Consider the following 25,535-nt stretch of genomic DNA (forward strand, 5'->3'; position numbering starts at 1 on the left):
CGGTCAGCCTTTTTGGGCCTGTTCCTGGTGCTGAGCCAGCAAGACGCGGCGCAGCACCTTGCCGACGGGGGATTTGGGAATTTGATCGATGAACTGGTAACGCCGCGGACGCTTGAACTTAGCCAGACCGGAGCTGATGCAGTGGGCATCCAGTTCGCTTTCGCTGACCTCGGCCCGCAGCTTGATGAAGGCGGCGATGATCTTGCCCCACTGCTCGTCCGGCAAACCGACCACCACCACTTCCTCGACGGCGGGGTGCAGTGAGAGCACGTTCTCGATCTCCACTGGACTGACGTTCTCGCCGCCGGTGATGATCAGGTCGTCCACCCGCCCGGTGACAAACAGGTCGCCGTCCTCATCGAAATAGCCGGTGTCACCGGTGAAGTACCAGCCTTCGCGCAGCGCCTTGGCAGTGGCTTCGGGGCGGTTCAGGTAGCCTTCGAACGCCTCGTCACTGGCCAGGTCGGCGATGATCTGGCCCTCCTCCATGGGCTTGGTTTGCACCTGAGCCGATTCGGCGTCGATCGGCACCACACGCACCCGCTGGTTCAGCGCGCTGCGCCCCGAGGAGCCAGGCTTGCGGCTGGCCTGCTGGTCGATGGTGAAGGTATAGATCTCCGAGCTGCCGTAGTGGTTTACGAACAACTGCGGCTGGAACGCCTGCTCGACGCGGCGCATCAGCCCGTCGCTCATGGGTGCGCCGGCGAAGCCGATTTTCTCCACGCTGGCGACCCGTTCGCGGGCGAAGGCTGGGTGCTCGATGAGCATGTGATAGAGAGTCGGTACCAGGTACAGGTTGCTGACCTGTTCCCGCTCGATAGCCTCCAGGGTAGCCTCGACGTCGAACTTCGGCACGCAGACGAAATGCCCGTCGATCAGCGCCATGGCCAGCAGCGAGCGCACGCCCATGGTGTGGTACAGCGGCATCACGCCGAGGGTGCACTCGCCGTGGCGATAGAGGTTCTGCGCCACATGTGCGACCGCCGCGGCGCGTTCCGCGCGGTGCCGGCGTGGTACGCCCTTGGGCTTGCTGGTGGTGCCCGAGGTATAGAGCAGCAGGGAGAAATCCTCGGGTGTGGAGCGCAGGATGGTCGCTGTCGGCGCCTCTGCGCAAAGCTCGGCGAAGCTCAGGTCGCCGTCCGCGGCGCGCTCACCCACGGCGATCCGCGGCAGATCGATCGCGGCCGCGCAGGCTGCGACCGCGGCAACGGTGGAGTCGTCGTAGGCCAATGCGCGGATCTGCGCATCTTCGATGCAGTAGGCCAACTCCTCCGCAGTCAAGCGCCAGTTCAGCGGGGTCATTACGATGCCGGCGAACTGGCAGGCCCAGTGCAGGGTTGCCATCTGCCAGCGGTTCTGCATGGCCACCAGCAGGCGATCACCCCTGCCCAGCCCGAGCGACTCGAGGCCGTGGGCGACACACTGGATTTCGGCGAACCACTGTTCGTAGGTTTTTTTCACTGTGCCGTCGCTGACCGCAGTGGCCAGTGGACGGCGTTCCACGGCAGCAAGGAAGCTGCGTCCCAGATCGAACATTATTGTTGTACCTCTTCGTTCGTTTGGCGTTGGGCAGCCACTTCCAGCACCGCCTGGACGATGCCGGTGTAACCGGTGCAGCGGCACAGGTGCCCAGAGAGCATGTCGCGCACTTCGGCCTCGCTCGGGTCGGGCTGCCGCTCGAGGAAATCCACGCAGGACATGAGGATGCCCGTAGTGCAGAAACCGCACTGCAGGGCGTGATGACGGCGGAACGCCTGTTGCAGGTCGCTCAGCGTGTCGTCGTCGGCCAGCGATTCGACTGTCTCGATGCGCCGCTCGTGGGCCTGCACGGCGAGCATCAGGCAGGAGCGCACGGCGACGCCGTCCACCAGCACCGTGCAGGCGCCGCAGACGCCGTGTTCGCAGCCGACATGGACGCCTGTGGCGCCGAGGTCGTGGCGCAGGAAATCGCACAACTGGGTGCGCGGCTCGGCCAGGCCTTCGCGCGAGCGACCATTGAGTTCGAGACGGACGGGGAAACGTTGTTCGGCGGTTGCGCGCATGTTCAGACTCCTTCGATGAGCCGGTGACCCAGCTCGCGAATCAGTTGCCGGCGGTAGGCCGCGCTGGCGTGCACATCGTCCTGGGCGTCGAGCGACCAGGCGGTTTCGTTGAGCGCGTCGGCTAGCGCCGCGCCGCGCGGCAGGCTGCGCACCACCGGGCGATCGGCGACCCCGCCGACGCCCAGGCGCACTTCGTCGGTGCCGACACAGGCGGCCAGCGAGACGATGGCGAAGTCGCCGTGGCGCATGGCGATTTCCCGGAAGCGGTAGCCGATGCCCTCGCGTTTGAGCGGGAAGCGCACCTCGACGAGCAGTTCGTCAGCGCGTTTGTCGGTAGTGAGGATCCCCTGGAAGAACTCGGCGGCCTTGACCACGCGCCTGCCCTTCTTCGACTCCAGGACGATCTCGCCGCCTAAGGTCACCAGGCACAGCGGCAGCTCGGCGCTGGGATCCGCGTGGGCCACCGAACCGCACACGGTGCCGCGGTTGCGGGTCTGGAAGTGGCCGATCCAGGGCATCGCCAGGGCCAGCAGCGGCACCTCGTCGACCAGCGTCGACCGCGCCAGCAGCTGCGCCTGGCGCACCGCCGCGCCAACGGCCAGGCAATCCTTGCGCAGCTCGATATAGTCCAGGTCGGCGACTTGGTTGATGTCGATCAGCAGCTTGGGCTGGGCCAGGCGCATGTTCAGCACCGCCATCAGCGACTGCCCGCCGGCAATGATGCGCGCCTCCTGGCCATACTCGGCGAGCAGCTCGAGCACCTGGCGGCGGCTCTCGGCGCGGACGTAATCGAAGGCAGCCGGTTTCATTGCGCACCTCCCTTGCCGAACAGCCTGGCGAACAGCGCACGCAGGCGCGCCCACCAGCCACCAGCGATCGCCTGGCCACTGACCCGCTGCGACAGGCGGGTGAAAATCTGCCCGATGATCACTTTCGAGGCCCCTTGCATCATGCGGCTGCCGACCGCGGCGACCTTGCCGCTGACGGCGACCTGGTATTGGTATTCCAGGCGCGTGTGACCGTTCTCCAAGGCGACGAAACGCACCCTGGCGTGGCCCTCGGCCGAGCCCATGGAGCTGGTGCCGGAGCCGGACAGGCGCAACGAATGCGGTGGGTCCAGCTCGCTCAAGGCGACCTTGGCCTCGAAGCGTGCGCGGATCATGCCCACGCCGACGGTGACGTCCGCGCGGTAGCGATTCTCGCCCTGCAGTTCGAGGGCATGGCAGCCGGGGATGATCGCCGCCAGGGTGGCCGGGTCGAGCAGGGTGTCGAACACCTGCTGTGGCGGGGCCGGGATCACCACCGCATCGTTGGCGCGCAGGGCCGAACCACCGGCCGGCTCTGCGGCGAAACCGTCGTCCTGCTGCATGCCGGCCGGCCGCGGCGGCTCGTCGATGCCAATCAGCGTGCGCACCTTCGAGGGTGTCAGCGGGAGGCGGATGTCGGCGCGGCCGAGGGCATCGGCCACGGCGTTGGCGATGCATACCGGAGTGCTCATGTTGTTGCCCTCGCCGACGCCCTTGGCCCCCAGAGGGGTGAACGGCGACGGTGTTTCCAGGTGCAGGATCACGGGCTCGAGCACTTCCGGTGCAGTGGGCACCAGGTAGTCGGCGAAGGTTCCAGAGAGGAAGCTGCCGTCCTCGCCATAGGCGAACTCCTCCATCAGCGCCGCGCCAAGCCCCTGGGTAAAACCGCCGCGGATCTGCCCGTCGACCAGCGCGGGATTGAGCAGGCGGCCGGCATCGTGGCACGTCACGTAGCGGTCGATGTGAATCTCGCCGGTGACGCGGTCGATCTCCAGGCCACAGATGTCAAAGACGAAGCCGTAGCACAGTGAGCTGTTGATGAGATCGCCGTCGTCTGGCGCCATGAGCTGCGGCGGGCTCCAGAATGCGGTCTCGCGCAGGCCACCCGGCTCGCCTTGCGGGAGCAGGCCAGGCGTCCAGTGGGTGGCGCCGGCGATGCGGTGAAAGGGTGCAGAAGGACCGCCGTTAGCGACGAAGATCTTGCCGTCGGCGAAGCGGATGTCTTCCGGTTTGGCTTGCAGTTGCGCGGCGGCGATCGCGGCGAGGCGATCGCGCACCTTCAGCGCAGCCTGGTAGACCACCCCGGCCACCGCGCCGGCGAAGCGGCTGGAATAGTTGCCCGAGGCGATCGACCACGCATCCTTCTGGGTGTCCAGTTCGACGTTGACCACGATCGACTCCAGCGCCACGCCGAGCACATCGGCGACTACCTGAGCCACCGCGGTCTGGTGCCCCTGGCCCTGGGGCGTCGAAGAGACGTGCACGCTGACGTCACCGAGCGGGCCGACGTTGATGGTCGCCGTGCTCACCGCACCGTTCTTCGGCCCGGCCTTGCGCCGTTCCTCGGGAGTCATCGCAGTGGTGATGTAGCCCATGTTGGAGATCGACGGCTCGATCACCGCGGCATAGCCGATGCCGTACAGCCGGCCTTCGCCGCGCGCCTGGTCGCGGCGGCGCAACAACTCGTCGAGACCGCCGTCCTTGACCGCCAAATCGATGCCGGCCTGGTAATTGCCGGAATCCAGCAGAGCGCCGGCCGCGGCACGGTAGGGGAAGGCGTCGGCCGGTACCAGGTTGCGGCGGATCACCTCCAGCGGATCGAGATCCAACTGCACGGCGATATGCTGCAACAGACGCTCCAGGGCGAAGTACACCTGCGGGCCGCCGAAGCCTCGGTTGAGGCCGGTGGGGGTCTTGTTGGTCAGCACCACGCGGTTGCGCACCAGCAGATTACGAATCGCATAGGCCCCCGTGAGGTTGCCGTGCATGCGGTAGAAGGTGGCCGGCTCCGGTGCGCGCAGGTAGGCGCCGCAGTCGTCGATCTGGTCATAACGCAGGGCGGTGATGCGACCGTCTGCCTGCACCGCCGCCTCTATTTCGGTGACCCGATTGGTCGCAGAGGAAGCGCCTTGCAGATGCTCGAGGCGGTCTTCGACCCATTTCACCGGGGCTCCGACCTTGCGTGCCGCGAGTCCCATCATCACCACGTAGGGGAACACGCCCTGTTTGATACCGAAGCTGCCGCCGGAATCTTTCGGCGTGCGCAGACGCAGGCGGTTGCTCGGCACGTTGAGCGCGCGGGCCATCACCGTGTGCAGCGCATAGGGTCCCTGGAAGTTGGCCAGCACATCGTAGATGCCAGTGGCGCGCCCGTACTGCGCAAGCACCACGTAGCACTCGATGGGCGTGCAGGAGCTGCGCGGAAAACTCACCTTCAGCGATACCCTGTGCGGCGCCTGCTCGAAGGCCTGTTCCGGTTCGCCGTAGCGGAAATGCCGCTCGTTGACCACGTTGCTGCCGACTGCTTCATGCAGCACCGGCGCCTGCTCGGTGGTGGCGGCCTCCGGGTCGATGATCGGCGGCAGCAGCTCATAGTCGACGCGTACGCCTTCCAGGGCGTCTTCGGCCAGGTAACGGCTCTCTGCGATCACTACCGCCACCGGCTCACCGACGTAGCGCACCTTGTCCACGGCGATGCACCAATGCTCCATCGGCTGACGCACGCCGACCGGAAATGGCAGGGCCCAACGCTTGACGTCCTCACCGATGAGTACGCCGTGCACGCCTTTCATCAGCAGCGCTTTGGAGAAGTCCACCGCAGTGATGCGCGCATGGGGATGAGGTGAACGGACAATGGCGGCATGCAGAGTCCCGGGCGGGATGGCGGCATCGTCGGCATAGCAGCCCAGGCCACGCAGCAATGCAGCGTCCTCGACACGGCTCTGGCGAGCACCGATATGGCTGCTATGCGGGGTAACGAGGTCAGGCTGATATAGGTTCATCACTACGTCTCGCGTTTATTGTTGTGCGCGATTTACTCGTAGTGGAGTGTATGGAGCCTTACCAGCCAGCCGCCTTGCCCGGGCCGATGAATATCTGTCCGGAAGTCCGCTGAACTGCCTTTTAGTCTGATGGGTGAGGAGAATTCGTACCGGTCTTGCTTTACCTGACGCACTCGAATGTGGGGCTTTGCGCAAGGTTATCGACGACACCCCTTGTGAATAGGCCTATGCCAACCAGTAGAGCGTGCAGAGAAGCGTGCCCGGAGATGCACCAAACCAAGAAGGGGAATCAGCATGACTTCGGCGCGAAAGCGCACATTGCTCAGGCAGACTGCGGCCCGGAGTGGACGGCAGCCAGAATTGCGCGGCTACTTCATCCCTGGGGCACCGGATCGTCAAAGTAGCCGGCGAAGTAGGCGTCCAGCTCCCCTTCGCTCTGCTCCAGGCTGTACAGGGTGTCGGCGGCAAGCAGATCCAGCAAGACCAGGCCGTTCAGGCTGGAGTCTTCATTGCAGGCCGCCTGCAGACGCTTGGCCATGCCCTGATTGACCTTGCGCAGGTTGCGATAGGCCTCGCGCAGGCCGTCCAGTTGCCAGTCCGCGGCCAGGCCCTTATGCGCTTTCAGATGCTGCCCCAGCAGGTAGGTGCCGAGCACTCGGAACAGTGTCTCGTCGCTGCTGCTGAAGGGCAGATGAAACCAGGCCATGGCCTCCAGAAAACGGGTATGCGGACAGCCGCTGGTGGCTCCGAGCAGGCCGAGCAGCGAGCCCGTCGCGCGTTGCAAGGTGGTACGCTGGCGCACCTCGCGCCCGCGGTGTTGTACCTGTACTTCTACCGCCTCAAACGACACGTGCCCGGCCAGCAGGCGCACCGGTTGCTGCAGCGCCAAAGCGAAGGGACAGGCGCGCTCCGCCTCGGCCTTAAGTGGGCAATGCGGGCATTGTTGGAAGGCTAGGCGCGTCCAGTCGGGGGCGTTCTGCTCCGGGGCGCACGCCTCGCCCAGACGAACCTCCAACTCCAGCGCCGCCTGCCCAGCTATAGCCAGCCGATAGTGGATGATCTGTCGCTCAGAATCAAATGCCATGACCCAGCTTCCAGTTGTATTCCAAGTTCGCTCAGGCTATTAAATCATCACGTGCCCTAGAGAAAGGGCTTGCCATACGGCCGCAGCAGCAATCTGGTCTCAACGCCATAAAGCCCCGCTTCGAAAAGTAGGTTTCCGGCAGTCATTTTTCGATAATCATTGAAAAAAGCAGATAGCAACAGAGAGCTTTACGTGAGCAAGTACAAAGAAAAAACCATCATTCATATCGTCGACGATGATTACGGCATACGCGCTGCACTAAATCGGTTACTTGTACACGCTGGCTACGATGTGAAGCTTTACTCAAGCGGGGCGGACTTTATCGAAAAGTATGACAACAGCCCTGGCTGTGTGATTCTCGACCTTGCAATGCCCGGCCTCAGCGGAGAGCAAGTTCTCCACAAAATAACCAACGCCCGACTTAACCTGGTTGTATTAATACTCACCGGCCATGCAACCATCGACACCGCGATTAAACTCATTAAGGCCGGAGCAATAGACCTTATAGAAAAGCCATTTGACAACGATCAGCTACTTGGCAAAATAAGTAGATTGCTAGAGCCAGCTCAAGCTTTTTTCGCCAAAAACATACTAATTTCCGATTACCAAAAGCGCATATCATCCCTAACCCCAAGCGAACGCTCGGTAATGGATCTTTTGCTAACAGGAATGACCAGCCGAGAAATTGCCGATCACCTTCACAACAGCAAAAAAACCATTGACATACATCGCGCCCGCATAATGAAAAAAATGGGTGCCGCCTCTCTTCGCGACCTACTGGAGGGCTGGATTAGACTAGGCGCATCAGCCCCAGCGGATCACCACCAAAATCAAAAGCCGTTTTAACACCATCACCCTGGGCTCTATATAGGTATCAGTACCTATACCAAAGCCACGCCGACGATCAGTAACCTTGCAGCAACTCAGTAGGCAGTTAAAAATTGCTCCCAGAGACGACCGCAACCTGACATCTAGCCACCACTGCCAGACACATGAACTCAAACATCAATCAATCAGACCAAATAGAACTGATAAACTACAGGGTTTCCTGGAAAGATAGATATTCTAGCTATTTGGGCGGGAACTCAGCATTCCTCAGAGATGTCGGACTCGAAGAGTCCGAACAGATAGTTTGGTTGTCCGATTTTGATCTACCATGGAAAGAGTGTGCCGCCAGCATCATTCGAGAAGATCAAGATATTTTGACCGGAAGGATCCGCCAGACTCATTCAACAAGATTATTACCGATGGCCGACAACGCCCTACACCTTATTCACACACAAAAATACCCAATAACAGAGAGTTGCGGCAGGATCACCGGCGTCATTTGCATTTACTACGAGCTAACACCTCCCCCAACAGCGGAGCACACATCAAAACCCGAGCCCTCTCCTATGCAATTTAACTACCCACTCACCTAATGACATTAAAGTATTATTAGGAGCCCTTATCCGCTTGCGTGGAATCATAAATTCTACCCCTTCTGAAAAACGCTCTCAGTAACTGAAACCCACAGCGGTAGCGATTTGCAAGAACCTGCAGATACACGTCACCGAACGGTATACCGGCCGCTCCTCTCGGCTCGGTGGCCGACAACAGTTGGACTGCCAAGTGCACTCTTTCATTGGTTTAGCCTTACAGCAGTGCGCGACACCCGAAACACATCAAATCACCACCACTCCAATGTATCCTAGCAATCGACGCCCCGGTAATCTCAGCCAGGCTGGAGTCACAATGGTCAACAATCCAAGAAGCCTTTTCCATGAGTTGGTCGAGCAGATCGAAATAGGCGTCATCATTCTGGACGATGAACTCCGCGTGATGACTTGGAATCGTTTTATCAGCGAGCGTACTGGCAGGCTGCAGGAGCAAGCACGGGGAAAACCCTTCGTTGACGTCTTCCCCGAAGCCAACGGCGAGCGCTTCGTCAAGGTGGTGAAACTAGCTCGCGAGCGCGCCAAGCACGTCTACAGTCACTGGCTGGACAACCTGCCGCTGGTCAATCTCAGCAGCGACAGCGACGAACACGAGCGGCAGCTACAGAGCACCCTGTTCTTTCCCTTCGAGGCGGCGAACGGCGAACGCTGCTTCGGTCTGCTGATGTACGACACCAGTGCAGTCGCCAAGACGAGCGAGCACCTGGAGACCGCGCTGAAGGCGCTCAACCATAAACAGAGTGAGCAGAAACAACTGCTACGCAAGCTGGAAACCGCCAACAGCCAGCTGCTGCAGTCGGAGAAGCTAGCGGCCATTGGCCAACTGGCCGCCGGGGTGGCGCACGAGATCAACAACCCCATCGGCTACGTGTTTTCCAACCTCAAAACCCTCGACGGCTACGTCCGCGACCTGCTGAAGATAGCCGACGCGGTGGATAGCGCCACCGATCTGGACGAGCTGCGCCAGCTCAAGCGCGACCTGGAGTACGACTACATCCGCCGCGACGTGGAAGCCCTGATCAACGAGTCGGAAGATGGCATCGACCGGGTCAAGCGCATCATCAGCGCGCTCAAGGACTTCTCCCATATCGAGGAAGAGGAATTCCGCCCCGCCGACCTGCACCGCGGCCTCGACACCACGCTCAACGTGGTCAACAACGAGCTCAAGTACAAGGCCGAAGTGGTCAAGGAATACGGTGTGCTGCCGGAGGTGGAGTGCATCCCCTCGCAGATCAACCAGGTGGTGATGAACCTGCTGGTCAATGCCGCCCACGCCATCGAGCAGTTCGGCCGCATCACCCTGCGCACCGGCAGCGACGGCGTCTGGGCCTGGATCGAAGTGGAGGACACCGGCAAGGGCATCGACGCCAGGACCCTGAACCGCATCTTCGAACCGTTCTTCACCACCAAACCGGTGGGCACGGGCACCGGTCTGGGCCTGGCGCTGTCGTACAGCATCGTGCAGAAGCACAATGGCCGCATCGAAGTCGACAGCACACCGGGAATCGGCACGCGCTTCCGGGTCTGGCTGCCCTTACGGCAGCCAGACCCCGTGCCGCAACAGGACGCACCAACGGCATGACCAGCGCCCCGCCCTCCTCGCTCGCCACCCTGCTGTTGGTGGATGACGAGGACAATATCCTCAACAGCCTGCGCCGCGTGCTGCGCAACGAGCCCTATCGACTGCTCACCGCCGGCAGCGGCGAGGCCGCACTGGCCCTGCTCGAGCAACAGTCGGCGGACCTGGTGATCTCCGACGCGCGCATGCCCGGCATGGACGGCGCCACGCTGCTGGCCGAGGTGCAACAACGCTGGCCGCAGTGCCTGCGCATGCTTCTCACCGGCTACGCGGATATCACCACTACGGTCAAGGCGATCAACGAGGGGCAAATCTACCGCTACATCAGCAAGCCCTGGGACGACAACGAGCTGCGCCTGATCATCCGCCAGGCCCTGGCCTTCCAGCATTCCGAACGCGAGCGCCTGCGCCTGGAAGCCCTTACCCGCGAGCAGAACGAGCGCCTGCAGGAACTCAACGCCACCCTCGAACAACGCGTGCGCGACCGCACCGCAGAGCTGGAGCAGACCGCCGACATGCTCGACCTGGCCTATGCCGAGCTGCGCAATAGCTACGTCACGGCCACCGAGGTGTTCGCCAACCTGGTGGGCCAGCGCCTGAGCAAGGAGCGCCAGACCAACACCCAGGTGATCGCTCTGGTCAAGGCGTATGCCGAGCATCACCGGCTCGATGAGCGCAGCAGCAACGACCTGGCCATGGCCGCCGCACTCTACAACATCGGCAAGCTGACCTGGGACGACCACCTGCTCAGTTGCCCCTCCGACACCCTGTACAAGGAAGCGCGCGCGCGCTACCGCCAGTATCCGGTGCTCGGCGAAAGCTTGCTGATGACCCTGGAGCCGGTGCAGGACGCCGGCCGCCTGATCCGCCACCACCAGGAGCGCTGGGACGGCAACGGCTTTCCCGACCGCCTGGAAGGCGTCGCCATACCCTTCGGCTCGCGCCTGCTCAAGCTGGCGGTGGACTTCATCGAGCTGCAACGCGGCCTGGTGCTGGAACGCCGACTCAACCGCGACGAAGCGCTGCTGCTGATCAAGAAGTACGCCGGACGCCTCTACGACCCCGAGTTGTGCGACGCCTTCATCGAACTGTGCACCAGCCTGGCGCCGGATCTGGTGCTGGCCGACGCCAGCATCCTCGCAGTGGACACCCGGCGACTGGAGCCGGGCATGCTGCTCGCGCGCAACCTGCACGCCGAAAACGGCATGCTGCTGCTCAACGAGGGCAAGCAGCTGACGCGAGTGCTGATTGATAAGTTGATCGCCTTCGAGGCCTCCGAAGGGGGACGCTACACCCTGTTCGTGCGCAAGCCCGACGGGGCTCAACCGGGAGACGCATGATGATCAAGATCCAACTGGTGGACGACGAACAGCACATCCTCAGCGCGCTGCAGCGAGTGCTGCGTCCGCATCACTGGGAAGTGCACGCCTTCAGCGACGGCCATCAGGCCCTGCAGGCCCTCACCGAGCACAAGTACGCGGTGATCGTGTCCGACTACAAGATGCCCAACCTGGACGGCATCACCTACCTGCAGTTCGCCAAGCAGCGCCAACCCAACGCCATGCGCATGGTGCTCAGCGCCCATGGCGACCGTCAGTCGATGATGCAGGCGATCAACCGCGCGGAAATCTACCGCTTCCTGTCCAAGCCTTGGGAAGACTACGAGATCGAGACGGCACTGAAGGCGGCCATCGACCTCTACCTGCTGCGCGACGAAAACCAGCGCCTGCTGGCCCAGGTGCGCAGCCAGAAGAGCACGCTGCAGCGCCAGGAACAGGAGCTGCGTCGCCTCGAAGCCGAACACCCGGGCATCACCCGCGTGCGCCGCGACGAACAGGGCGCCGTGCTGCTCGACGGCGGCGAGTCGGACCATGGCTGACTACCAGCCCCACGCGCGCAAGCTCAGCCTCAAGGTGGTCTATTACGGGCCGGCGCTGAGCGGCAAGACCACCAACCTGATGCAGCTGCACACCCTGCTGCGGCCGCAACGCAAGGGCGAGTTGATGGTGCTGGAAACCCGCGACGACCGCACCCTGTTCTTCGACGTGCTGCCCATTGGCCTGCGCGGCGCCGCCGGCCTCGACCTGCGTCTGAAGCTTTACACTGTGCCCGGCCAGGTGCAGCACGACAGCACGCGCAAGGCCGTGCTGTCGCGCGCCGACGGGGTGATCTTCGTCGCCGACTCGCAGCCGGCACAGCAGGACAACAACGCCAACGCCTTCGACAACCTGGCCGACAACCTGCAGAAGCTGGGCATGGACATCGAACAGTTGCCGCTGGTAGTGCAGTTCAACAAGCGAGACGTGGCCGATGCGGTGGCCGAGGCCGAACTGCAGGCGCGCTGGGCGCAGACGCCCTGGGCGCCGCTAAGCATGGCCTCGGCGCTCAACGGCCAGGGCGTGGTCGAAAGCTTCCGCCAACTGCTCGCCCGCCTCTACCCGCAGCTCGACCGCGAATACCGCCTGGCCGAGACCCAGGGCATCGACGCAGCCAACTTCGTGCGACTGCTCAGCGCGGCGCAGAGGGACGCCGATGCGTAGCTTTGACGACGATCCGCGCCTGGCCGAACTGCTGCCGAGCGAGCGCCAGCAGCAGCTGCTACAACTGCTGCAGGAGCTGAGCGGCCACGCCCTGCAACTGGACGAACAGCCCACGTCGGGCGCCGAGGCGGTGGAGTTCAACCTGGAAACCCTCGGCTGGCTCAGCTGCCCGACACAGCCGCGACTGCAAGCGGCCGTCGCGCGTCTACTGGAGTTCGTACTGTTCTACGTCGGCAAGTACCGCCTGGCCGCCAACCTGCACCACGACGCCAGCGAAGCCAGCTTCGCAGAGCTGCAGCGCCAGCATGCCGCCCTGCAGGCCTCCGAGACGCGCTACAAGGCGCTCTCCACACAGCTGCAACGGCGCGTGGAGGAGCAGGTCAAGGTCATCGAACAGACCCAGCAACAGCTCTACGAAAGCGCCCGCCTGCGCGCCGTCGGCCAGCTTGCTGCCGGCGTCGCCCACGAGATCAACAACCCCGTCGGCTTCATCGCCAGCAACCTGCGGGTGGCCCGCGACTACCTCGACGAACTCAGCGAAAAGCTCCCAGGCGACCACGACACCGGGCTGATCCTCGAAGATTTCCGCGCCCTGCTGCAGGAGTCGGAAGTCGGCACCCAGCGCATCGCCGCCATCGTCGCCGACCTCAAGACCTTCGCCAATATCGACCAGGACGATTTCGTCCCCTGCGACCTCAACGCCCTGATCGCCAGCACCTGTCACCTGCTGCAGGCCGAGAGCAACCAGGCGCTCGACATCGAGCTGAAGCTGGCAGAGCTACCCGAGCTGGCTGGCTACCCGGCGAAGATTTCCCAGGCGCTGTACAACGTGCTGGACAACGCCGCCAAGGCCATTGCTGGGCAGGGGCGCATCCGCGTCATCAGCCGCCTGGGCGAACAGGGCACGGCGGAGGTGCTGGTGGAAGACAACGGGTGCGGCATTGCCGTTGAGGACCAGGCGCGTCTGTTCGACCCCTTCTTCACCACGCGCCCGGTCGGCTCGGGCACAGGCCTGGGCCTGACCGTGGCGCGCGACATCATGGCGGCGCACCAGGGCGAGATTCTGGTGCGCAGCAAGCCTGGCACCGGCACCCGGGTCACCCTGCGTTTTCTGAGTCGCTGAGGAGTCTCCGTGGGCAAACGCTATTCATCGCTGTTCGTCGGCCAGGAGCCGAGCGCTGCGCCGCAGGATCAGGCACCGGCAGCGCCCTATCGGCTGCTGCTGGTGGACGACGAACCGGGCATCCTCGCCGCGTTGCGCCGCGTGTTCCAGCGCGAGAACTACGTGCTGCACTTCGCCCGCAACGGCGTCGAGGCCCTGAAAATCCTCGCCAATCAGCCGGTGCACCTGGTCATCAGCGACTTCATGATGCCGCGGATGAACGGCAGCGAGCTGCTCGCCCAAGTGCGCGAGCGCTGGCCCGAGACCATCCGCATCATGCTCACCGGGCATGCCAACACCGAGGCGGTGATGGGCTCGATCAAAGGTGGCGCGGTGTACCGTTTCATCCTCAAACCGTGGAACGACGACGACCTGCGCCTGAGCATCGCCCTGGCCCTGGAGCAGTACACCCTGCAGCAGCGCAACCGCAGCCTGGAGCAGGAGAACCAGAAGCAGCATCGCGACCTGGAGACCCTGGCCAAGCTCAGTGTCACCAACCGCAGCCAGCTGGCCATCCTCCTGCACAAGAAGGGCCTGCTCAACGCCCAGCAGATCCAGCAGCTGCACAAGGAGATGCAGACCCACAAGACCCCTGTGCTGCGCCAGCTGATGCAGCACGAGTGGCTGGACGGAGAGAAGGTCTACGAGCTGCTGCGCAAGGACCTGATGTTCGAAGAAATCGACCTGCGCGAATTCCAGGTCGACGCCTCGCTGCTGGCCCTGGTGCCGCAAGCCATCTGCACCCGCCAGTTGGTACTCCCGCTGCGCGTGGCGGACAAGCGCCTGCGCCTGGCCATGGCCGATCCGCTGGACCAGGGGCTGATCGACGAACTGGGCTTCATGACCGGGCTGAGCATCCACCCGCTGCTGTGCCGCCTGGGACAGCTGCAGGACACGCTGCACGAACTGTTCGGCGAACCCGGCAACCAGCTGGAAGACCTGACCACCGTGGTGGGCAGCAGCGACCCCTACGAAGGCATCGAGATCGTCCTCGACGACGACAGCGGCAACGAGAGCCTCGAACAGCTGCTCGGCAGCTCGGAGGACCCGCCGGCCATTCGCCTGGTCAACGCGGTGATACTCGAAGCGCTGCGCCTGGGCGCCAGCGATATCCACATCCATCCGCGCACCAAGCACGTGGTGGTGCGCTACCGCATCGACGGCGTGCTGCAGGACAAGATCCAGATCCCCAGCGCGCTGCTGATGTCGCTGGTGTCGCGAATCAAGGTCATGGCCGAGCTGGACATCACCGAACGGCGCCGCCCGCAGGACGGTCGCATCACGGTGAAGACGCCGATGCGCATCGTCGACCTGCGCATCTCCACCCTGCCCACCATCAACGGCGAGAAGGTGGTGATGCGTGTGCTCGAACGCCAGTCGGCGGCGCAGTCGCTGGAAGACCTCGGCTTGTCGCCGCACAATCTGCGGCGCCTGCTGCACGTGGTCAACAAGCCGCAGGGTATCATCCTCGCCACCGGCCCCACCGGCAGCGGCAAGACCACCACCCTGTTCGCCCTGCTGCAGCACGAGGCCTCGCCGGAGAAGAACTACGTTACCATTGAGGACCCGGTGGAATTCCACGTCGACCTGGCCGGCCAGGTGCCGGTGCGCGAGCGCATCGGCCTGAATTTTTCCAACGTGCTGCGCGCCATCCTGCGCCAGGACCCGGACGTGATCCTGCTCGGCGAAATCCGCGACAGCGACACTGCCGAGGTGGCCTTCCACGCCGCGCTGACCGGCCACCTGGTGTTCTCCACCCTGCACACCAACTCGGCGGCGGCGACCATCGCCCGCCTCTTCGATCTGGGCCTCAAACCCTACGTGCTGGCCTCGGCGCTGGAGGCGATCATCGCCCAGCGCCTAGTGCGGCGTATCTGCAGCCTGTGCCGCGAGCAGGTGCAGCCGCCGCGCGAGCGCCTGCAGAGCCTCGGTCCGGAGTTTCTCGAAAGCGGCATGCGCTTCTTCCAGGGCAAGGGCTGCAACCAGTGCAACCAGGGCTACAAGGGCCGCGTCGGCATCCACGAGGTGCTGACCATGAGCGACCGCCTGCGCGACGCCATCGCCCAGGGCGCCAGTGCCATGCAGCTGCAGGCGATCGCCCGCGAACAGGGCATGACCACCCTGCTCGACGACGCCCGCGAGAAGATCGCCCAGGGCCTGACCACGGTGGAAGAAGTGTTGCGCCTGCTCGGCCCGCAGACCCTACAGGAATAGGCATGAAGACCCGCTACCTGATCGCCGAAGCTTACCTGCATGTACTGGCCTTCGCCCTGCTCGGCCTGGGCCTGATCAGCCTGCTCGGCTTTCTCGCACTCGACCAGCCGAGCCGGCACAGCGTGGTGCTGCTGCCGGACAGCGCCCTGCTGGCGCTGCTCGCCGGAGCACTGCTGCTGGCCGCCACCCACTGCGCCTGGCGCAGCTTGCTGATGTGCGCCGTGCTACTCGCCGGCCTGACTCTCTACACCCTGGTGCACAACCACCTGGCCGGCGGTTCGGATCAGGGCCAGTCGCTGGTCAGCGGTTTCCTGCGCATGCGCAGCGGCCTGGCGCTGATCCTGCTGGCGATTGCCGCGGCCATCTGCCTGGGTCTCGGGCCCAAGCCGGCGCGGCGCCTGGCGCAGCTGATCGGCGTAGCGGTGATGCTGCTGGCGCTGCTCGCCCAGCTGGCCGGTCAGCAGCCGAGCCCCGGCCTGCTCGACCTCGGCTTCAAGTACTCCTCGACCCATGTCGCCAACCTCTTCACCCTGCTGCTGGGCCTGGCGGCGGTGCTGCACAGCTGGCTGCCCATCGGCCAACGCGGCCAGCTCGACCGCCTAAGCCAGGCCGCCGGGCTGTTCGGCGTGCTGCTGACCTGCGCCGGCTGGTACCTGCTCAGCCTGCAGGCGCTCAACAGCGCCGGCTACCTGCCGGCCCTGGTGATGCTGTTCGGCCTCACCCTGAGCTTCCTGCTGATGCTCAGCCAGCGCCGGTCCTGGCTGGCCAACGAGCGCTCGCAGCGCCTGGAGCGGCTCAATGACCAGCTGCAGTTCAGCCTGGCCGGGCAGATGCGCGCGCAGAAGCTCAACCAGCGCATCATGCAGTTCACCCTCGACGTGCTGTGTTCGATAGATGCCGAAGGCCGCTTCCGCGAGATCAGCCCGTCCTGCGAGAAGCTGTTCGGCTACAAGCCCGAAGAGCTGATCGGCCGTCGCTACCTGGAACTGGTGCTGCCCGAGGATCAGCCGGCGACCGATGCGGAGACCGCCGCCATCATGGCCGGGCGACCGACCCGCTCCTTCCGCAACCGCTACCGCCACCGCGACGGCCAGGTGCTGCATGTGCTCTGGTCGGCCGACTGGTCGCCAGAGGAGCAGACCCTGTTCGCCGTGGCCCACGACATCACCGCGCTGGTGCAGAACGAGGCCTACGCGGAAAGCCAGCGCGACATCCTCAGCATGATTTCCACCGACCGCCCGCTGCGCGAGGTGCTCGTGGCAATCTGCGAGATGGTGGAAGTCCAGCAGCCCAAGGCGTTGTGCTCGGTGCTGCTGCTCGATGAGGACGGCCAGCACCTGCACACCGGCGCCGCCCCCAGCCTGCCGGAGACCTACAACAGCGCCATCGGCGGCGGTGCAATCGGCCCGAACGCCGGCAGCTGTGGCACCGCCGCCTTCCGCCGGCAACTGGTGGTGGTCGAGGACATCGAGCGCGACCCGCTGTGGCGCGACTACTGCGAACTGGCCCGCCCGCACGGGCTCAGGGCCTGCTGGTCGTTCCCGATGATCTCCCACCAGGGTCAGGTGTTCGGCACCTTCGCCATCTACCAGCGCCAGCCCGGCACGCCGAACGACGAGCAGATCCAGCAATTGGCCCATGCCGCGCAGCTGGCGGCCATCGCCATCGCCCGCAGCCGCGACCGCCAAAGCCTGCAGGAGAGCGAGCAGCGCTTTCGCTCGCTGTTCACCTTCAACCCGGACCCGGTGTTCTCCTTCGACCTGCAAGGCCGCTTCCTCAGCCTCAACGGCGCCGGCGTGCAACTGACCGGCCTCGGCGAGGCGCTGATCGTCGGCGAGCACTTCGCCGGGATGATCGCCAAGGCCGATCGCGCGCGCACCGAGCAGCACTTCGCCGCCGCCTGTACCGGCATCCCGCAGCGCTACGAAACCCACATTCTCGGCCCGGACGGGCAGCAGCTGGCCCTGGACATGACCAACCTGCCGATCATGGTCGACGGGCAGATCGTCGGCATCTTCGCCATCGCCAAGGACATCAGCGAACGCGAACACATGACCGCAGCCCTGCAGCAGGCCCTGGAACGCGCCGAACGCAAGGCCGAGCAGCTGCGCGGCCTGAGTGCGGCGGCCATCGCCACCGCCAAGCTGCTCGACCACCAGGCGCTGATCGACTACCTGGTGGAACAGGCACGTCTGGTCGTCGGCGCGCACCAGGCGGTGCTCAGCCTGACCCGCGGCGACGACTGGGCCCAGTCGATCAACGGCGTGTCGTTGTCGGACAAGTACGCTGCCTGGCGCAGCTACACGACGCGCCCGGACGGCAGCGGCATCTATGCGCTGATCTGCCAGGACAACCAGCCGCTACGCCTGAGCCAGGCTGAACTGGAGCGCCACCCGCGCTGGCGCGGATTCGGTCGGCATGCCGCGGAACACCCGCCGATGCGCGGCTGGCTGGCCGTGCCGCTGATCGACAAGGACGGGCGCAACCTCGGCCTGTTGCAGTTGTCGGACAAATACCAAGGGGAGTTCGAAGAGGACGACCAGGTGATTGCCCAGCAGTTCGCCCAGATGGCCGTGTCGGTACTGGAGAACAGCCGCCTGCTCAACGAAGTGCTGGCCGGCGACCGACGCTTGCAGCAGCAACTGGAGTTCACCTCGGCGATCACCGACAGCATGGGCGAGGGCCTGCTGGCAGTGGATGCGCAGGACCGCCTGAGCTTTCTCAACCCGGCGGCCCAGGAGCTGCTGCAGCAGGGCGAGCGGGATCTCAGCGGTCAGCCGCTGGCCCAGGTGCTGCCGCTGCAGCCGAGCCAATGGCCGCTGCTGATGGCGGACGACGAGGCCGTGCACGGCGAACTCGTCCTGCATGGCGAACGCCCGCGCACCCTGCTCTACGACGCCCGGCCGCTGGCTAGCGGCGCGGACGACGGCGGCTGGGTCATCGTACTGCGCGACATCACCGCGCTACGCCAGGCCGATCAGGCGCTGCGCGAACGCAATCAGTTCTTCAACCTGTCGCTGGACATGTTCTGCATGATCGGCCAGCAGGGCCAGTTCATCCAGGTCAACCCGGCCTTCGCCAGCACCCTGCGGCATACGGCGAGCGCGCTGATCGGCCAGCCCTACCTGGAGCTGATCCACCCCGAGGATCGCCCCCTGATGCACAACGCCGTCGAGCAGTTGCAACGCGGAGCCGCGGTCAAGGACCTGGAGATCCGCGTGCACGACGCCAGGGGCCAGCAGCTCTGGCTGCAACTCAGCGCGGCCCTGGCCGACGACCAGGTGATCTACTGCGCCGCCCGCGACATCAGCCTGCAGCGTGCGGTGGCCGAGCAAGTGCGCCAGAACAGCCTGCTGCTGAGCATGGCCGGCAGCATCGCCAAGCTCGGTGGCTGGTCGATCGAGCTGCCCAGCCGCCAGGTGCTCTGGTCGGAGGAGATGCACAGCCTGCTCGGTTTCCCGGTCGGCACCCTGCCCGACCTGGCCGAAGGCCTGCAGCTATACCTGCCAGCCTATCGCGAACGGGTGACAATGGCGGTCAAGGCTTGCATCGAGCAGGGCATCGGCTTCGACCTCGACGTGGAGATGCTCGATGCCCATGGCAGGCACCTGTACGTGCAGGTGGCCGGCCAGGCGGTGCGCGACGACAACGGGCAGATCGTGCGCATCTCCGGTGCCCTGCAGGACATCAGCGAGCGCAAGCAGGCGCTGAAGCAGGCGCAGCGCCTGGCCGAGCGCCTGACGAACACCCTGGAAAGCATCAGCGATGCCTTCTACACCCTCGACAACGATTGGCGCTTCACCTACATCAACCCCGAGGCCGAGCGGCAGCTGAACGTCAGCGCAGCGGCAACCCTGGGGCAGACGCTGTGGAACGCCTTCCCCGGCTCCTACGACAGCGAGATCGGCCAGCGCTACCGCCAGGCCCGGCAGCACAACCAGGCCTGTCACTTCGAGAGTTTCTACGAACCCTTCCAGAGCTGGTTCGAGCTGCACGCCTACCCCTCCGAGGAGGGCCTGGCGGTGTACTTCCAGAACGTCAGCGAACGCCGCGCGACCCAAGAGCAGCTGCAACGCACCCTGCTCGAATCGGAGCGCAGCAACCGCGAGCTGGAGGAATTCGCCTTCGTCGCCTCGCACGACCTGCAGGAACCGCTGCGCAAGATCCAGGCCTTTTCCGAGCGCCTCGCCAAGCGCAGCGACGGCCTCGACGACGACGGCCGCGACTACCTGCAGCGCATGACCTCGGCGGCGGCGCGTATGCAGGCGCTGATCATTGACCTGCTCGACTACTCGCGGGTCAATACCCGCGGCCAGCCGCTGCAGAAGCTCGACCTCGACCAGTTGCTCGACGAGGTGCTGCAGGACCTGGAAACCGCCCTGGAACAGAGTGGCGCGCAGGTCCTGCGCGAGCCGCTGCCGCCGGTGCGGGGCGATGCCAGCCAGTTGCGCCGGGTGCTGCAGAACCTGCTGAGCAATGCCCTGAAATTCCAGCAAGCCGGGGAACGGCCGCTGATCCGCATCCATGCCGAACACCCGGACGACGAATCCTGGGTACTGTGCATCGCCGACAACGGCATCGGCTTCGACGAAAAGTACCTGGACCGCATCTTCAACCCCTTCCAGCGCCTGCATGGCCGCGAAGCCTACGCCGGCACCGGCATCGGCCTGGCCATCGTCAAGAAGATCGTCGAGCGCCACGGCGCCGGCATCACCGCCAGCAGCGCCCCCGGCGTCGGCAGCACCTTTCGCATCAGCTTCCCGCCAATAGACGGATCAACGCCATGAACGCACAGCAACCCGTACACATCCTGATCGCCGACGACGACCAGGACGACTGCCTGATGACGCGGGAGGCGTTCGCGGAGTGCCGCATCAGCAACCCACTGCACTTCGTGCATGACGGCGAAGCGCTGCTCGACTACTTGCAGCGGCGTGCGCCCTACGACGACGAGGAATGCTACCCGATGCCCGGCCTGGTCCTGCTCGACCTCAACATGCCGCGCATGGACGGCCGCGAGGCGCTACACGCGATCAAATCCGACCCGCTGCTGCGCGGCATCCCAGTGGTGGTGCTGACTACCTCCTCGGCCGAAGAAGACATCGTGCGCAGCTACGACATGGGGAGCAATTCGTTCATCACCAAGCCCGTGACCTATAGCGGCCTGCTCGAGGTGGTGAGGACCCTCGGCCGCTACTGGCTGGAAATCGTCGAACTCCCCGTGGATGGCAAGCCCGTATGAGCCGACCCGAAAGCCACTGGCGCCTGCTGCTGATCGACGACGACGAGGACGACTTCGTCATCACCCGCGACTTGCTGCGCCAGGCGACGGACGCGCCGCTGCGACTGGACTGGTGCGCCGATTACCAGCAGGGCCTGGCCAGCATCCTCGCCCAGGAGTACGACCTCTACCTGGTGGACTACCGACTCGGCGCCGAATCGGGCCTGGAGCTGATCGAGCAGGCGCGCCAGGCCGGCGCCAGCCGGCCGATCATCCTGCTCACCGGCCAGGGCGACGCGCGCCTGGACGCCAGCGCCATCGCCCTGGGGGCGGCGGACTACCTGGTCAAGGGCGACTTCGACAGCACCCAGTTGCTGCGCAGCATTCGCTACGCCATCGACCGCGGCCAGGCCACCGCGCGGCTGGCGGAAAGCGAGCAGCGCTACCGCCTGTTGTTCGAGTCCAATCCCGAGCCGATGTGGGTGTTCAACAAGGAAAATCTGCGCTTTCTCGCCGCCAACCTGGCCGCGACGCGCTTCTTCGGCTACTCGCAGGCAGAGTTCCTGGCGATGAGCGTGCTGGATATCCGCAGCCGCGAAGAGCAGCAGCGCTTCCTCGCCTACTTCAACTCCAACCTGCGCGATGTGTCGATCGCCAACCCGGAGGCCGGATTGTGGCGCTACCGGCACAAGGCCGGCCACGAGGTCATGGCCGAGGTGCTGGTGCATGATTTCGAGTTCGACGAGCAACCCTGCTGCCTGGTGCTGGCCATCGACGTCACCGAGAAACAGCGGGCCCGCGAGGAGGCCACGCGGCGCGAGCAGTCGTTTCGCAAGCTGCTCGACGATACCCGCGACGCCCTGCTGGTGGTCGACGGCGAAGGCGCCCTGCGCTACGCCAACCCGGCCGCCGAGCAGCTGTTCGACGCCAGCCAGGCGCAACTGCTGCAACTGCGCTTCGACCTGCCGCACATCAGCGAAGACCTATTCGAGTGGAGCCTGCAGACGCCGGCCGGCGAGGAACTGGAGGTGGAAATCCAGCTCTCCGAAACCGACTGGGAAGGCCAGCAGGTGCGCCTACTGTCGCTGCGCGACATCGGCGAACGCAAGAACTCGGAGAAGCAGCTGCGCCTGCTCAAGCGCAGTTTGGAAGCCAGCTACAACGGCGTGGTGATAGTCGACGCACAGGAGTTCGACCAGCCGATCATCTACGTCAACCCGGCCTTCGAGCGCATCACCGGCTACAGCGCGCACGAGGTCATCGGCCACAACTGCCGCCTGCTGCAGAACGGCGAGCGCGACCAGGCCGCGCTGGACGTCATCCGCCACGGCCTGGCGCAATCCAGCGAAGCCCATGTGGTGCTGCGCAACTACCGCAAGGACGGCACCCCGTTCTGGAATGACCTGTACATCTCGCCGGTGCTCAACGAGCGCGGCGAACTGACCCACTTCGTCGGCGTGCAGAACGACATCAGCGAGGAGATGCGCTACCAGGACGAGCTGAGCTTCAACGCCAGCCACGACGTGCTCACCGGCCTGCCCAACCGCACCCTGCTGGAAGACCGCCTGCGCCAGAGCTGCCAGATTTCCCGGCGCTACCAGCGCAGCCTGGCGGTGATGTTCATCGACCTGGACGGTTTCAAACCGATCAACGACTCCATGGGCCACCATTTCGGCGACCAGATTCTCCTCGAAGTGGCACGGCGCATGAGCGCCCAGGTGCGCCCCGGCGACACCGTGGCGCGCATGGGCGGCGACGAGTTCATCGTGCTGCTGCCGGACCTGGCGCGCGAGGAGGACGTGCTGCAGGTAGCCGAACGCCTGCTGGCCGACATCGCCCGGCCCTACCGCGTCGAGGGCATCGACCTGCACATCACCGCGAGCATCGGCATCACCCTCAGCGACGGCCTGCTGGACCAACCCATGCAACTGATCCAGCAGGCCGACCTGGCCATGTACAAGGCCAAGCAGGAAGGTCGCAACAGCTACCAGTGGTTCACCAACGACCTCAACCAGCGCGTCGGCGAACGGGTGGTGCTGCGCAACGAACTGCAGAAAGCCATCGAGAACCGGGATTTCACCCTCTACTACCAGCCCCAGGTCGACGGCCGCAGCGGTCGCGTGATCGGCCTCGAGGCCCTGCTGCGCTGGGAACACCCGAGCAGGGGCTTCATCTCGCCGGCGCTGTTCGTGCCCATCGCCGAAGACACCGGGCAGATCATCCCGCTCAGCCAGTGGGTGCTGGACACCGCCTGCCGGCAGATCAAGGAACTGTGCGAGCAGGGCATGAGCGGGCCGAGCATGGCGGTGAACATCTCGCCGGTGCACTTCCAGCGCAGCAACTTCGTCGACAGCATCAGCGCCATGCTCAGCAAATACGGCCTGGATGCCGACCTGCTGGAGCTGGAAATCACCGAAACCGTGCTGCTGCACAATGCCGAGCGGGCCATCGACACCCTGCACCAGCTCAAGCGCCTGGGCGTGAAGATCGCCATCGACGATTTCGGCACCGGCTTCTCCAGCCTCAACTACCTCAAGAGCCTGCCCATCGACAAGGTCAAGATCGACCGCTCCTTCGTCCAGGAGATCATCAGCGACCGCCACGACGCGGCGATCACCCAGGGCATCATCTCCATGGCCCACCACCTGCGCCTGAAGGTGATCGCCGAAGGGGTGGAAACCGAGCCGCAGTTCGCCTTCCTGAAGAAGAGCCAGTGCGACGAATTCCAGGGCTACTACTTCGCCAAGCCGATGCCCTTCGCCGAGCTGCAGGACTTCCTGCGCGCACGCATGCTGACCCTGGAGCCGGGCCAGCCGGCCGGCAAGGAACAGGAGCACGCGCAGACCCTGCTGCTGCTCGACGACGAGGAAAACATCCTGCGCGCCCTCGGCCGCCTGCTGCGCCGCGACGGCTACAAGATCCTCATGGCCACCCGCGCCCAGGACGCCTTCGAGCTGCTGGCCAAGCACGATGTGCAAGTGATCCTTTCCGACCAGCGCATGCCGGAGATGAGCGGCACCGAGTTCCTCAGCCGGGTCAAGGACCTCTACCCGGACACCATCCGCATCGTGCTGTCGGGCTATACCGACCTCAAATCGGTGACCGATGCGATCAACCAGGGCGCCATCTACAAGTTCCTCACCAAGCCCTGGGACGACGAACAGTTGCGCCAGAACATCCACCAAGCCTTTCGCGAGTTCAGCACTGCACGCAATAGCTAGATCTCGCTTTTGGTTCTTTTTATTGATTGGCAGAGGCACATAGCCATTAACCTATCAGCCGCCCCAGGCGATTCTAGTAGAGGAGAGGCATATCGACTAAAAAACAGCATTATCTGAGCTATTTCGCTCATGCTTCGTAAAGCTGCTCAGCCACCGTAATCGGAATCAGTGTCACCGACTCCCGCTAATGGGAGTCCCTTTTTATACCGGTCGGGCCATGTACCTACGGGGGCATTTAAAAGTGCCCGTTCGAGGGCATATGATTGAGATAGGGAGCCCACATACAAGCTACAGCGCCGCCACGGTGACACCAAGCCGGATGCGGTCAGCAGACCGGGAGGCGTTACTTGAAGTGCACAACTGATATGCCCGCTAGCGTCATTACGACACTCACCTATCTGGTCAAGCACGATGCGAAGCCCTATGTGCATACCGAGGCTCTGACCGGTGACAGCGAACCGCACTACTTTGCCGAGCAGGAGGAGCGCGAGGTCACGATACACAACGGTCGTCCGTTGGCAGACAGCCTTTCTCTGGACAAGCAGGGCTTTGAATTCCATCGCCGGGATACGCTGGTCGCCGACCTCTACGACGATACCTCGGTGGCAAACCTCTACTATGACGAGGTCAAGGCCTTGATAATGGAGCTGACGGGCGCGAGCCGGGTCGTCGTCTTCGACCACACCAGGCGCAGCGACGCCGAGCGGCGGGATATTCGTGGGCCAGCCAGCCGTGTGCATAATGACTACACCGAGTGCTCGGGGCCTGAGCGTATCCGCGACGTGCTGGGCGGGGATCAGGCCGCCGCACTGGCAGCGATGCCAGTGGCTCAGATCAACCTCTGGCGCCCGATGAGCGGGCCCGTCAAGCGCTCGCCGCTGGCCGTGCTGGACGCCTCGACGCTCGACCCCAATGACCTGCTGGCCACCGACATGGTCTATCCGGATCGGATCGGTGAGATCTACCACCTGGCCTACAATCCGCACCAGCGCTGGTACTATTTTCCGGACATGCGCCGTGACGAAGTCTTGCTGATCAAGGGGTATGACTCGCGTCACGACGGCCGTGCCCGCTTCACCCCCCACACCGCCTTCCAGGACCCCAATACGCCGCCGGGAGCCCCGCCGCGCGAGAGTATCGAGGTTCGCACCCTGGCCTTCTTTGACTAGGTACTGGTCACCTGGCGTGGATCTCCCTGGGCGGTACTTGACCCCCTCCTCCGCGCTTT

At 64.4% G+C, this 25,535-nt stretch carries 16 protein-coding genes; 11 read left to right on the forward strand and 5 right to left on the reverse strand.

Going from position 1 to position 25,535, the window contains the following annotated elements:
• Positions 1–3 precede the first annotated feature (3 nt).
• The 5 genes from PJW05_RS15960 to PJW05_RS15980 form a co-directional block, all read right to left on the reverse strand.
• A complete protein-coding gene (locus PJW05_RS15960; RefSeq protein ID WP_271407986.1) occupies positions 4–1,536 on the reverse strand; it encodes an AMP-binding protein in 1,533 nt (510 codons plus the stop codon).
• Positions 1,536–2,042 (reverse strand): (2Fe-2S)-binding protein, encoded by a 507-nt coding sequence (locus PJW05_RS15965; RefSeq protein ID WP_271407987.1) that lies wholly within the window; start codon positions 2,040–2,042, stop codon positions 1,536–1,538. The genes PJW05_RS15960 and PJW05_RS15965 overlap by 1 nt, the downstream gene beginning before the upstream one ends.
• Positions 2,043–2,044: 2 nt before the next feature.
• Positions 2,045–2,851 carry an FAD binding domain-containing protein gene (locus PJW05_RS15970; protein WP_271407988.1) on the reverse strand — a complete coding sequence of 269 codons (807 nt, stop codon included), beginning with the start codon at positions 2,849–2,851 and terminating at the stop codon, positions 2,045–2,047.
• Complete coding sequence (locus PJW05_RS15975) at positions 2,848–5,850, reverse strand: xanthine dehydrogenase family protein molybdopterin-binding subunit (protein ID WP_271407989.1); 3,003 nt, start codon at positions 5,848–5,850, stop codon at positions 2,848–2,850. The genes PJW05_RS15970 and PJW05_RS15975 overlap by 4 nt, the downstream gene beginning before the upstream one ends.
• 373 nt (positions 5,851–6,223) lie before the next feature.
• Positions 6,224–6,934 carry a DUF6901 family protein gene (locus PJW05_RS15980; RefSeq protein ID WP_271407990.1) on the reverse strand — a complete coding sequence of 237 codons (711 nt, stop codon included), beginning with the start codon at positions 6,932–6,934 and terminating at the stop codon, positions 6,224–6,226.
• A 192-nt stretch (positions 6,935–7,126) separates the two neighbouring features.
• On the opposite strand from PJW05_RS15980, the gene PJW05_RS15985 reads away from it, so the two are divergent.
• The 11 genes from PJW05_RS15985 (at position 7,127) to PJW05_RS16035 (ending at position 25,476) form a co-directional block, all read left to right on the forward strand.
• Positions 7,127–7,780, forward strand: coding sequence for a response regulator transcription factor (locus tag PJW05_RS15985; RefSeq protein ID WP_271407991.1), 654 nt, complete (start codon positions 7,127–7,129; stop codon positions 7,778–7,780).
• Positions 7,781–8,668: 888 nt separating this feature from the next.
• On the forward strand, positions 8,669–9,952 hold the full coding sequence (locus tag PJW05_RS15990) for an ATP-binding protein (RefSeq protein WP_271407992.1): 1,284 nt from the start codon (positions 8,669–8,671) through the stop codon (positions 9,950–9,952).
• Positions 9,949–11,289: an HD domain-containing phosphohydrolase gene (locus PJW05_RS15995; RefSeq protein ID WP_271407993.1), complete on the forward strand. Its 1,341-nt coding sequence runs from the start codon at positions 9,949–9,951 to the stop codon at positions 11,287–11,289. Before PJW05_RS15990 ends, PJW05_RS15995 begins: the two co-directional genes overlap by 4 nt.
• Positions 11,289–11,828 (forward strand): response regulator, encoded by a 540-nt coding sequence (locus PJW05_RS16000; RefSeq protein WP_271407994.1) that lies wholly within the window; start codon positions 11,289–11,291, stop codon positions 11,826–11,828. The genes PJW05_RS15995 and PJW05_RS16000 overlap by 1 nt, the downstream gene beginning before the upstream one ends.
• On the forward strand, positions 11,821–12,489 hold the full coding sequence (locus PJW05_RS16005; RefSeq protein ID WP_271407995.1) for a GTP-binding protein: 669 nt from the start codon (positions 11,821–11,823) through the stop codon (positions 12,487–12,489). Before PJW05_RS16000 ends, PJW05_RS16005 begins: the two co-directional genes overlap by 8 nt.
• On the forward strand, positions 12,482–13,612 hold the full coding sequence (locus PJW05_RS16010; protein WP_271407996.1) for a sensor histidine kinase: 1,131 nt from the start codon (positions 12,482–12,484) through the stop codon (positions 13,610–13,612). Before PJW05_RS16005 ends, PJW05_RS16010 begins: the two co-directional genes overlap by 8 nt.
• Positions 13,613–13,621: 9 nt before the next feature.
• A complete protein-coding gene (locus PJW05_RS16015) occupies positions 13,622–15,865 on the forward strand; it encodes an ATPase, T2SS/T4P/T4SS family (RefSeq protein WP_271407997.1) in 2,244 nt (747 codons plus the stop codon).
• Between the two features lie 2 nt (positions 15,866–15,867).
• Complete coding sequence (locus PJW05_RS16020) at positions 15,868–20,652, forward strand: PAS domain S-box protein (protein WP_271407998.1); 4,785 nt, start codon at positions 15,868–15,870, stop codon at positions 20,650–20,652.
• Positions 20,649–21,107 (forward strand): response regulator, encoded by a 459-nt coding sequence (locus tag PJW05_RS16025; RefSeq protein ID WP_271407999.1) that lies wholly within the window; start codon positions 20,649–20,651, stop codon positions 21,105–21,107. The genes PJW05_RS16020 and PJW05_RS16025 overlap by 4 nt, the downstream gene beginning before the upstream one ends.
• Positions 21,104–24,307, forward strand: a complete 3,204-nt coding sequence (locus tag PJW05_RS16030; RefSeq protein ID WP_271408000.1) for an EAL domain-containing protein — start codon at positions 21,104–21,106, stop codon at positions 24,305–24,307. The genes PJW05_RS16025 and PJW05_RS16030 overlap by 4 nt, the downstream gene beginning before the upstream one ends.
• 365 nt (positions 24,308–24,672) lie before the next feature.
• Positions 24,673–25,476 (forward strand): CmcJ/NvfI family oxidoreductase, encoded by an 804-nt coding sequence (locus PJW05_RS16035; RefSeq protein WP_271408001.1) that lies wholly within the window; start codon positions 24,673–24,675, stop codon positions 25,474–25,476.
• Positions 25,477–25,535 lie beyond the last annotated feature (59 nt).

This window comes from Pseudomonas sp. Q1-7 (genome assembly GCF_028010285.1).
Taxonomy (GTDB): domain Bacteria; phylum Pseudomonadota; class Gammaproteobacteria; order Pseudomonadales; family Pseudomonadaceae; genus Metapseudomonas.